Source organism: Methanobrevibacter sp. (genome assembly GCF_017539065.1).
Taxonomy (GTDB): domain Archaea; phylum Methanobacteriota; class Methanobacteria; order Methanobacteriales; family Methanobacteriaceae; genus Methanocatella.
The window spans coordinates 26145-36800 of sequence record NZ_JAFYHP010000006.1 but is presented as its reverse complement, the minus strand read 5'-3'; the positions used below and the strand labels follow the sequence as shown (position 1 = coordinate 36800).

Annotated in this window: 14 protein-coding genes; 2 read left to right on the top strand and 12 right to left on the bottom strand. The window is 33.5% G+C overall.

All coding sequences use genetic code 11. The features are described from left to right. The 9 genes from IKS50_RS01090 to IKS50_RS01050 all read right to left on the bottom strand — a co-directional run. Window positions 1–290 (bottom strand): 30S ribosomal protein S3 (locus IKS50_RS01090; RefSeq protein WP_292844087.1); only part of this gene is annotated, 290 nt, incomplete at its 3' end. Next, window positions 290–754 carry a 50S ribosomal protein L22 gene (locus IKS50_RS01085; RefSeq protein ID WP_292844085.1) on the bottom strand — a complete coding sequence of 155 codons (465 nt, stop codon included), beginning with the start codon at window positions 752–754 and terminating at the stop codon, window positions 290–292. The genes IKS50_RS01085 and IKS50_RS01090, both read right to left, overlap by 1 nt. Window positions 755–766: 12 nt before the next feature. Continuing rightward, window positions 767–1177, bottom strand: coding sequence for a 30S ribosomal protein S19 (gene rpsS / locus IKS50_RS01080; RefSeq protein WP_287412739.1), 411 nt, complete (start codon window positions 1175–1177; stop codon window positions 767–769). A gap of 15 nt (window positions 1178–1192) precedes the next feature. Then, window positions 1193–1918 (bottom strand): 50S ribosomal protein L2, encoded by a 726-nt coding sequence (locus IKS50_RS01075; RefSeq protein WP_292791085.1) that lies wholly within the window; start codon window positions 1916–1918, stop codon window positions 1193–1195. Window positions 1919–1931: 13 nt separating this feature from the next. Further along, on the bottom strand, window positions 1932–2192 hold the full coding sequence (locus IKS50_RS01070; RefSeq protein WP_292844080.1) for a 50S ribosomal protein L23: 261 nt from the start codon (window positions 2190–2192) through the stop codon (window positions 1932–1934). Window positions 2193–2215: 23 nt separating this feature from the next. Continuing rightward, a complete protein-coding gene (rpl4p, locus tag IKS50_RS01065) occupies window positions 2216–2980 on the bottom strand; it encodes a 50S ribosomal protein L4 (RefSeq protein ID WP_292844078.1) in 765 nt (254 codons plus the stop codon). Between the two features lie 2 nt (window positions 2981–2982). Then, complete coding sequence (gene rpl3p / locus IKS50_RS01060; RefSeq protein ID WP_292844076.1) at window positions 2983–3993, bottom strand: 50S ribosomal protein L3; 1011 nt, start codon at window positions 3991–3993, stop codon at window positions 2983–2985. A gap of 330 nt (window positions 3994–4323) precedes the next feature. Then, on the bottom strand, window positions 4324–5151 hold the full coding sequence (locus tag IKS50_RS01055; protein ID WP_292844074.1) for a putative RNA uridine N3 methyltransferase: 828 nt from the start codon (window positions 5149–5151) through the stop codon (window positions 4324–4326). 229 nt (window positions 5152–5380) lie between these two features. Then, window positions 5381–6013 (bottom strand): METTL5 family protein, encoded by a 633-nt coding sequence (locus IKS50_RS01050; protein ID WP_292844072.1) that lies wholly within the window; start codon window positions 6011–6013, stop codon window positions 5381–5383. Between the two features lie 67 nt (window positions 6014–6080). Here IKS50_RS01050 and IKS50_RS01045 point away from each other — a divergent pair, with 67 nt between their 5' ends. Together IKS50_RS01045 and IKS50_RS01040 are read left to right on the top strand one after the other, a co-directional pair. Further along, a complete protein-coding gene (locus IKS50_RS01045; RefSeq protein ID WP_292844070.1) occupies window positions 6081–7571 on the top strand; it encodes an acetyl-CoA carboxylase biotin carboxylase subunit in 1491 nt (496 codons plus the stop codon). Between the two features lie 21 nt (window positions 7572–7592). Beyond that, the gene (locus IKS50_RS01040; protein WP_292844068.1) at window positions 7593–8510 is read left to right on the top strand and encodes a biotin--[acetyl-CoA-carboxylase] ligase; all 918 of its coding nucleotides are present in this window, start codon (window positions 7593–7595) and stop codon (window positions 8508–8510) included. On the opposite strand, the gene IKS50_RS01035 is transcribed toward IKS50_RS01040, so the two are convergent. The 3 genes from IKS50_RS01035 to IKS50_RS01025 all read right to left on the bottom strand — a co-directional run bounded on the left by IKS50_RS01035 (window position 8507) and on the right by IKS50_RS01025 (window position 10596). Continuing rightward, window positions 8507–9655 (bottom strand): TIGR03576 family pyridoxal phosphate-dependent enzyme, encoded by a 1149-nt coding sequence (locus IKS50_RS01035; protein WP_292844066.1) that lies wholly within the window; start codon window positions 9653–9655, stop codon window positions 8507–8509. The two genes, IKS50_RS01040 and IKS50_RS01035, sit on opposite strands and share 4 nt — an antisense overlap. Further along, a complete protein-coding gene (locus IKS50_RS01030; protein ID WP_292844063.1) occupies window positions 9656–9985 on the bottom strand; it encodes a hypothetical protein in 330 nt (109 codons plus the stop codon). Between the two features lie 89 nt (window positions 9986–10074). Continuing rightward, on the bottom strand, window positions 10075–10596 hold the full coding sequence (locus tag IKS50_RS01025; protein WP_292844061.1) for a FumA C-terminus/TtdB family hydratase beta subunit: 522 nt from the start codon (window positions 10594–10596) through the stop codon (window positions 10075–10077). Window positions 10597–10656: the final 60 nt, after the last annotated feature.

The window sequence follows — 10656 nt, the reverse complement described above, 5'->3', positions numbered from 1 at the left end:
TTGTATGCCATGATTTTAGGGTTAAGTTCTGGAACTTCAACTTCTTTAACTTCAATTTGAGGATTGTCTAAACCAAATTCAGTTTTAAGAGTGTTGGTAATAGTTCTTACGTTTTTTCCACCTCTACCAATAACCATACCAGGTCTTTCTGCATAAACAATGACCATAGTACCTAAAGGTGTGATTTGAACATCCATACCTCCGTATCCTGCTCTTTCAAGTTCTTTTTCTAAGTATTCGTCAATTCTGGTTCTTCTAAGACCTTCTGTGACAAAATCTTTTTCTATCATTAGTTAGCCTCCTGTAAGACTATTTGAATATGAGTAGTAGGTGTGTTGAATGGGGTCATTCTACCAAATGCTCTTGGGATATAACCTGGAATTACTACACCTCTGTGGGATGAAATATGTTCAATGAATAATTTTTCGGTATCCATACCTTTGTATTCAGCGTTAGCTTCAGCATTTTCTAAAACTTTTAATACTTGCTCAGCTGCTTTTACAGGGTATCTACCAGAAGGCCAGCCTTCTTGTCCTTTTCTGTGACCAACTTTTTTGTTGTGTCTTTTGAAAGGAACAGATTTTTTCATTTCAATAACATCTTCTAAGTAAGCTTTAGCTTTTCCTACTTCCATTCCTCTTATTGCACTGCAAATCTCAACACTGTGCTTTGGAGAAATCTTAAGAGATTTTGCCATAGCGCGTGCAGTTTTTGCTTCATCAACTTCTTTATTATAAGCATATTTGTTAGCCATGTTCTAATCTCCTTATTTAAGTGGTACAAACATGGATGATCTTGTAGCACCCATACCTGGGTCTCCGTGTTGAACTCTTTTCCTAGTTGGTGCATATTCACCAAAGTAGTGACCTATCATTTCAGGTGCAATAGTAACTTCAACAAAATTTTGACCATCATAAATACCGAAAGTGGTTCCGACCATTTCAGGTATAACAATCATGTCTCTACAATGGGTCCTGACTACAACAGGACGGCCATCTTTAGTTCCTTCTTTATTCAATTTTCTCATTTTATCCAAAACAATTTGTTGTCTTGGTAAGAATCCTCTTTTTAAAGATCTTCTTTGTCTTGCAGGGAATAATTCCATTACTTCCTCTAATGACATGTCTTGAAGCTCTTCAAGAGTATAACCTTTATATTTAAATACTTTTCTTGCCAATGAAACACCCTCTATCTATCTTTTTAATCCTGTTCTCTTAGCTGCAATTGAACCAACTTTTCTTCCTGGTGGTGCATGTCTTGAAACAGTAGTTGGACGACCAGGATGTTGTCTGTTACCTCCACCGTGAGGGTGGTCAACAGCATTCATTGCTACTCCTCTTACAGTCATGAATTTCTTACCTTTAGCTTTATAAGCATGCCATTTTTTACCAGCTTTAAGGAATGGTTTATCTTTTCTACCTCCACCAGCTACTACACCAATACTAGCACGGCAGTTAGGATTTAAGTATTTTAATTCCCCAGATGGTAATTCAACAACAGTTTGGTTAGCATCATGAGTAACAACATTAGCATAAGTTCCGGAAGATCTTACAAAACGACCTCCATCTCCAGGAGTGTTTTCGATGTCATAAACAGGAGTACCTTCAGGAATTTCAGCAAGTGGTAATGTATTTCCAAATTTAATAGGTGCAGAAATACCGCATTCGATTTCATCATCAACTTGAATGCTTTCAGGTGCTAAGATATATTTCTTTTCACCATTTTCGAATTTAACTTCTGCAATTGGAGCAGTTCTTGCTGGATCGTGAACGATGTCAATGACTTTTCCTTTAATACTTCCTTCTTTTTCTAATGCATCGTAAGATCTGTATCTAATTTTATCTTTAAAACGATGAGAAGCAACACGGTGAGCAGGAGTTCCTCTTCCTCTTCTTTGGTGGATTAATCGTTTACCCATATTTCATTCCTCCTTAGAATACTCCTAATCTTACGGCGAGTTCTTCTGCCATTTCTTCTTCAACAAGTTTTATGTATGCTACTTTTTCACCTTTAGTAGTAATATGAGTGTTAACTCTTGCTACTTTTTCATCGTATAACTCTTCAAAAGCATATTTGATTTGCTTTTTGTTAGCTTTACGATTTACAACGAATGAAATCACATTATTCAAATCGATTAAATTCATGGTTTTTTCAGTAACATGAGGTTTAATAATAACTGAATATGAATCCATAATATCACCTTATTTATCCAATATTATTGGAATAAACCTCCTAACTTTTCAACAGCTGATTTAGTGTAAATAGTGAGTCTTCCTGGGTGAGTACCTGGTGCTAATAATTCAGCGTTTAAGTTTTCAACAACCACAACATCTACACCAGCGTGGTTTCTTGCACCTAAGGAAATTCCTTTATCTTCACCGACTACAACGAGAGGTCCTTTTACTTTTTTGTATTTTCTTCCTCTGGTTTTTCCTCTACCAGCTCTGATTCTTTTACCTTCTTTTGCACGAATGACATCGTCGTAAACTCCTAAATTTTGGAAAATTTCACGAGTTTGTTTGGTAGTTTTTACTTCTTCAATATCATCTTCAACAATAATAGGTACTTGTTCTAAATCTTCTACTTTGTGACCTCTGTTTTCAACAAGTTCTTTATTAACGGTTGCTGCAACAGCAGATCTGATAGCGAATCTTCTTTCTTTTATGTTGATTTTTTCATGATGATTTTTTTCAGCTCTAGTAGGGTGAGCTTGTCTACCACCAATAGCCATTGGTACGAAAGCTGCTCTTGAACCATTTTTAATCCTAGGAACTCTTGCAGTACCTCTACCTGAACCCCATCCTTTAGCGGAAGTTCTTTTACCTGCCATTGGGTCATTACCCCATGGTTGTACTCTAGCAGATTGTGCAGAAAGTACAGCTCTTTTGATTAAATCTGGTCTGTATACTTCATCAAAAATAGCTGGAAGTTCAATATCTCCTTTGACTTCCCCATTAATAGAATAAACATTAACTTTCATGATTATACCCCTTGTTTAGATTTTGTACTTATATAGTTAATTTGAGGTATATCCTCAGCTTTTTTATTAGGTCTAATAGGTTGTCTTAAGATTACTAATCTTTTAGAAGGTCCTGGAAGGGATCCTTTTACTAAAACATAATCATTTTTGACAAGTCCGTATTTTACAAATCCACCATCTGGGTTGATTTGGTCAACTTCATCAGCTGATGCGATTTTTAAAATTCTTTTATTGAATTCAGTTCTTTTGTGGTAACCCATTTGACCTGCTTGAGCTACAGTCCACATGGTTCTTCTTGGAGTCCAAGGCCCAATAGAACCGACGTGTCTACCTTTACCTGCTCTTACAGCTTTACCGTACTGAATTCTAATACCCCATCTTTTTACTACACCTTGGAATCCTTTTCCTTTTGTAGTTGCAATTGCATCAACAAATTCTCCTTCATTGAAGATTTCACTAGCTTTTACTTCATTACCTAATAATTCTAATGCGGTATTTAATTTTTCTTCTGGATTTGCTCCACCGATTCCACATTCAAATATATCTGGTTTTTTCTTAGGTACGCTAGTTACTTTTGGATTTGTGTGTACTAAGACTCTAATTTCTTCTGTGTTTTCTAATGCACCTTGTATTTTTGCAATAGCTTCAGATTTATTGTATTCTTTAGGAAGGGAAATTTTCCTTGAAAGTTCTTGATCTAAATTGTCTGCAAGTACTTCGGTGATTACTTTCAATCCACGAGAAGTTTTTTCATAAGCTCTAATTCCCATTACTACGACCGGAGGTACTTCTAATACAGTTACTGGAGTGAAAACATCCATCCCTTGGGTTGGAGAGTTTTTATCAGTGTCAGTTACTAATGCATGAGTCATACCGACTTTATAACCTGCGAGGCCGAGTAATTTTGGTTCATCGATTTGTGGCCAAGATTTTATTCTTGGGGTTTCTTTTGCTGCTCTTTTTCTTGGACTAAAAGCAACAGACCCTTTTCTTGGCTGATGATGTCTAACCATTTAATTTAACCTCCTATTTTATATTTTTCCTTTATTTCTAAATTATTTTAATTTATTTACTTTGATAGCCAAATAAATAACTATCAAGCGAGTTTGATGAAATAGTTTCATCGAAATGATAAATAGCTACAAACAAGTCTGTAACTAGATAAACATCAAATTTCAATATATCCTATTGAGTTTAAGCTAATTGAAGCACAATTAAGAATATATTTAATGTATAAATCATTCTGTGCTAAGATTATTTTTAGGTGAGTCCTAAAAATATTCATGTATAAAAAGTTGAGCAAGTTATCTATTAGTAGTGTAAAACTAATATTTTAAAGAGAATTAAAATCTCATAAAGTTAAATAAAGAAAGTGTAGCGACAACTGCCTCTTCAGTCCTAACAGTTTCAGTTCCTTGTCCTGGAAGGGTATTCACTTTATATAAATCCCAATTAGGATTTGAAACATCTTCTGCAATTGAAGAATAAGGGCCACCAAATAAAATAGCAATACTTTTACATTCATCTACTTTATGCTTTAATTCATTAAAAATAGAATCAATATAATCTCCATATCTTGTAGTTTCAATCACAAGATCAGGTTTAATTAATTTTAAGCTATTTTTAAGACTCTTATTAGAGGATATTACATTATACCCCCAGTAAACGTCATCTGGTTTATCAGGTGTGACTATTACTTCTTTCTTAGCTATTTTAGTAATCTTAAAGTCAAAAATTTTTTTAACTGTAAGTTGCTCTTTACAGAATGCAAGTTTATCCATACCTATATCAACAAAAGTTCCTTTCTTATTTCTTTTAACAGTGAAACCTTGTCTATAATCACCCACGTCTGGCTGACTATTAACAGGATGATGAGGAGTCCTAAGTGGTGGAAGGATACCTACATGCTTGAGTTCAGCTTTAATAGGAATAGCTTGTTTCCTCAAATATTGAGGTGTATTCATATAATTCAAAACTTCAGCAATAAAAGCTCCATCCTCGTCTCCATCTACATTCCTATCATGATTATCATTATAAATAACCACATTGTCTGCTTGAAAAATAGCTAAAGCTCTTGCTATAATCCCTACTTTATACGTACGGATTTTAAGATCTTTAGACTCAGAAAGAAATGAGTTTGGAATAAATATAGATAGCTCATCTTTATACATTAGTAATACATTTGGCATGTAAACTATATAAAGATTACCCTACATTTACATAGCTATCACTAAATAGACTTACACATTTACAAGATATTATATCAATTATAATATCTGTAGCTCTTATATGCTACCAACTTTTTTATACTCAGAGAATATATCAATATAAATTCTATACTCCCCACTATATAAATGTATTGTTTTTTGGATAAAAAAATAAGAATTTGAAAAAATTAAATTATTTTAAAATTGCTCTTATTACAATTACATTAACATTTTGCTTTTCTTTGGTATGAAAATCATAAATTTTTGGAATTGGAAATTTATACCTGAAAATATGAGTGATTTCAAAATCATTGTCCTCATAATATTTTATCAAAAAGTCTTCAGTAGATTGCATGTGAAATGAATATAACACTTCAGTTTCCAATTCAATGGCTTTTTGAATAAATCTTAAATCCTGACCTGAATCCGCATTTTTTTGAGATCCGAAAGGGGGATTTTGAAAAACAGTATCTACATTTGAGCTTTCATTAAAATCATCGATATTGCTGACGATGAAGTTTAAATTGGTGAGTTTTAATTTATCTTTAAGCTCTTGAGCTAACTTAATAGAATCTTCATCAATATCTACACCAACTGATGAATTTGCCCCCATTAATGATGAACCAATAGCGAATATTCCAGTTCCGCAACCCAAATCAACAATATCCCTACCTTCCACATCCCCAAGGGAATACGCATTCCAAATCAAATCCGAAGCTATGACTGAAGGTGTCGTATACTGTTCAAGTCCCACCTTTGGTTTTGGATGGGCGGGTACTGATTGAAGTTTCATTTCCAAATGCTTTTTGCGAGTAATCTTTTTCATCTAATAAAATATTTAAATTATTTAGTATATAATTATATATTGAATAAAAAATCACTTGAGGTTTCACATGTTTGAAAAAGTATTAATTGCAAATAGGGGAGAAATCGCAATAAGAGTTATGCGTGCTTGTCGTGAACTCGACATTAAAAGTGTAGCAATCTACTCTGATGCAGATAAAACTTCTCTTTATACAAATTATGCTGATGAAAGTTATCCTTTAGGAAATCCTTCACCAGCAAAATCCTATTTAAATATCGAAAAAATCATCGGCATTGCACTCGATTCCGGTGCTGACGCTATTCACCCAGGATATGGATTTTTAGCTGAAAACGCTAAATTCGGAGAAGAATGTGAAAAAAATGGAATTAAACTTATCGGACCATCTGGAGATGTAATTAATAAAATGGGAGACAAAATTACTTCAAAAGCTCTCATGAAAAAAGCAGGAGTCCCAGTTATTGAAGGAACACCTGAAGGTGTAACTGATATTGATGAAGCTAAAGAAATAGCTCGCCAAATTGGATATCCTGTAATAGTAAAAGCTTCAGCTGGTGGTGGTGGAATTGGTATGCGTGCAGTTTACGAAGAAGATGAACTTGTACGTGCAATTGAATCAACACAATCTGTTGCTTCAACAAACTTTGGAGATTCAACCGTATTTATTGAAAAATACCTTGAAAAACCACGTCACATCGAATTCCAATTATTGGCTGATGAACATGGAAACGTTATTCATGTAGCAGACAGAGAATGTTCAATTCAAAGAAGACACCAAAAACTCTTAGAAGAAGCCCCTTCTCCAATTATGACTGAAGAATTAAGGGCAGAAATGGGCGGAAGTGCAGTTAGAGCTGCAGAATATATAGGATATAAGAGTGCTGGAACTGTTGAATTCCTATACGACAATGGGAAATACTATTTCCTTGAAATGAATACTCGTATTCAAGTTGAACACCCAATTACAGAATTAATCACCAATACCGATTTAATTAAAGAACAAATTAAAATTGCAAATGGTGACGAGTTAAGCTATGAACAAAAGGATATTACAGTAAATGGGCATGCAATTGAATGCCGTATTAATGCAGAAGATCCGCTTAAGGACTTTGCACCGAATCCTGGTAAAATTACTGGTTACAGATCCCCTGGTGGACCTGGTGTGCGTTTAGATAGTGGAGTATACATGAATTATACTATTCCAACATTTTACGATTCAATGATTTCTAAATTAATTACTTATGGAAGAGACAGAAACGATGCTATTAACAAAATGAAAAGAGCATTAAGCGAATACATTATCTTAGGTGTCAAAACTACAATTCCTTTCCATAAGGCAGTCCTGAGAAATCCTAACTTTATTTCAGGTGATTTGAATACTCATTTCATTGATACCTATAAAAAAGGTATTGAAGAAGAAATGGATAAAGTAATTGCAGAAGATTTAGAATATGTTAATAGATTAAAGTCCACATTTATGCCTGGTAAAAAAATTGCTGCAATTTCTGCGGCTGTTGGATCTTACCAAAATAGGGTTAAACACCAACAAATGCAAAAATAACTTCACTTTGGAGATTTTTAAATGAGAGATGAAATAACCAAATTATTAAAAAAAGAAGGGAAACTTTCCAGTGAAACCTTAAATGAACTTAAAGATGTTGATATTCATGAATTTGCTAATATAGTTCAGGAAATTGGACAAGGAGAAACAGAATATATTAAAGCATCTGAAATCTCTAAAGACTTAGAAACAACATATATCGGTAAAAACCTATATGTTTACAATGAAGTCAGCTCAACAAATACAGTAGCTAAATTTTTAGCGATGAATAATGTTGAAAACGGCAGCGTTGTCATTTCTGAAAAGCAAACTGATGCAAAAGGAAGATCCGGCAAAGCATGGGCCTCCCCCCTTGGAGGAATATGGTTGTCCATCATATTGCACCCTCATGTGGATTACTCAAAACTTCCGTTAATCACATTAGCTACTGGAGTAGCCGTTGCTAAAGCACTTGAAAGAATAGGTGTTGAAAATGCTGAGATTAAATGGCCTAATGACATCATGATTAATGATAAAAAAGTCTGCGGAATATTAACTGAAGCAGTGACTCAATTTAATACTATTGAAAATATCATTATTGGAGTAGGTATTGATGTTAATATAGATATAAATGAGTTCCCAGAAGAATTACAAGATGGAGCAACAACAATCGCCAATGAACTCGGTACAAAAGAAAATGAAAACAATTTAATTAGAATCTTTTTAGAAGAGTTTGAAAATATCGGCAAAGTGTTCCTTGAAGAAGGAATTGAAGACATCCTAAAAGAATGGAGAAAACGTTCTTATACCATTGGTAAAATCGTTGAAGTTAGAGCCCCATTCAATAAATATTATGATGCCTATGTAGTAGGTATTGGAAAAGAAGGTGCGTTAATTGTTGAGAAAATTGATGGAACCTTAGAAAAAGTAATTTCTGGAGAATGTATAATTAAAAACTAAAATACAATCTCCCTACATTTTTCTTCATTTGTAATTACATCAAGTAATTTTTCAAATGAAGATTCTATTTTTTTTGTTAAATCTTTCAAATCTAAATTGAATGCATCACTGGTAGATAAATCAAATCTTATGGTGGCAGATGCCCCAGGCATTCCCACAGCAGGAATTGTAATAATTCCATAATCTTTTAATATAATAAATGAAAATATGAATGCCAAATCATTATCCGATAGGTTATGAGGAATATTTATCTCTTTTGCTAAATCTTCAGGAGTAATCATGACCCCTGTTGGTGTTTTTTTAAAATTATTAAATTTTGAGCTTAGTAAATCAAATAACTGATCTTTTCTATCAAAACTATTGATTAAATTATCCTCGTTAAAATTCTCAATACCATTTAACATTGCAAGTACTGCCGGAGGTTGTGCTTCAAGACCAAACTGATTAACTTTGATTTTAATTTCATCTATTAAATCCTTACGTCCTGCCATAAGTCCTCCTCTTGGACCTGGCATTAATTTATCAGTACTTGTAATTGCAATGTCCGCCCCCAAATCACATGCTTTAGCCTGGTTAAAAACAACAGTTCTTAATCTTGCTCCAGAAGCATCATCAACCATGACCGGAATTCCCCTTTCATGGGCCATTTCAATTACTTTTTTAAATTCCCCTTCATCAATTACCTTATGATCCATTGTAGAACCTGTTATAACAACTAAAGAAGTATTATCAGGAATAGTGAATTCATCAAAAACATCAGTTTCAAAGTAATTAGCGCCAACTAACTTACAACTGCGAGGAATTGATGGGTGAGCAGGCAACTCGGCAAGGTAATGTACAACATTAGAATCTTCTTTGACTAATGTTAAAATAGCGGCCAAAATTCCTGAAGAAGTCCTATTAAGTGGAAGAACTTTTTCACCGCCCATATGGGCTATTCCAACTTCTTGAAGAGCATCTTCAAAGATGGCTGGGCCAACATATGTTTCTAAAAGACTTAATTCTGAAGGACTTGCTATAAATCCTCCTGATAGTCCAGTTAAATCATGTAAAAATTCACGGCCCTTATTTTCAACTATGTTCTTAATAATTGAAAGAGCTTTTTCTCTTTTTTTAACTTCATCCAGGGAATTATTGATTATCATCTAATCAGAGTCATCTAATTTTAATTTATAATCATCAAGGAATTCGACAATTGCTTTTAATTGTTTTTCATCAAGATCCATAGAAGTATATTCCTCAGTTTCCGGAATTATATAAGAATATTCCGCAAATAATACTTTACCATCAGGATTAGTGATGATACTTATTTCATCAAGCAACTTTTCAGGATTTTTGTTATGGAATTCTATTCTAAAAGTAGTGCCTATTTTTTGAGAGAACTTTTCTTTTTCTTCAGGTTCCCTATTGCATTTTCTAATCTTAGTCATTCTTGATTTCAATTTTTTTTCTGCGAGTTCATCAATATTAGCCATTAAACACACGTCCTTAATTTTTGTATATGTAAGTAATAATCAAACTATACTATAAACTAATTAATATATAAGTATTTTTATATGAAAATTCAATCATATAAACTATTTCCATCACTATCCATTGCAACTATAAGAGGGCCAAAATCTTTAACTTTTAAATTCCACATTGCTTCGGGCATCCCTAAATCTAACCAGTCTACACTTTCAATTTCTTCAATAGCATCAACATATAATGCGGCACAACCACCTGTAGCCACAACATAGAGTGCTTTATTTCTGATTAAAGCTTCACGAACTGTATCGTCCATTCCGCCTTTACCTATGACTATTTTTGGACCCATATCTAAAACATCACTCTGATAGGGATTCATTCTCATAGAAGTAGTAGGTCCAATAGCTACCATCTGATAATTCCCATCTTTTTCCGTTATTATTGGTCCTGCATGGAAAAGTACCGCTCCCTCAATATCTAATGGAGCTCCCTTTTCAATAAGTCGTTTGTGTGCTTGATCTCTAGCAGTTAAAATATTGCCTGTTAAATAAACTACATCCCCTGCTTTCAACTCAGATAGACTTTCATCCTTAATTGGAACTTGTAATTTTTTCTCCATTTATCCACCTATAATAATAATCTATTTATTAAAAAAAAATCTAACTATAAATATATAAAA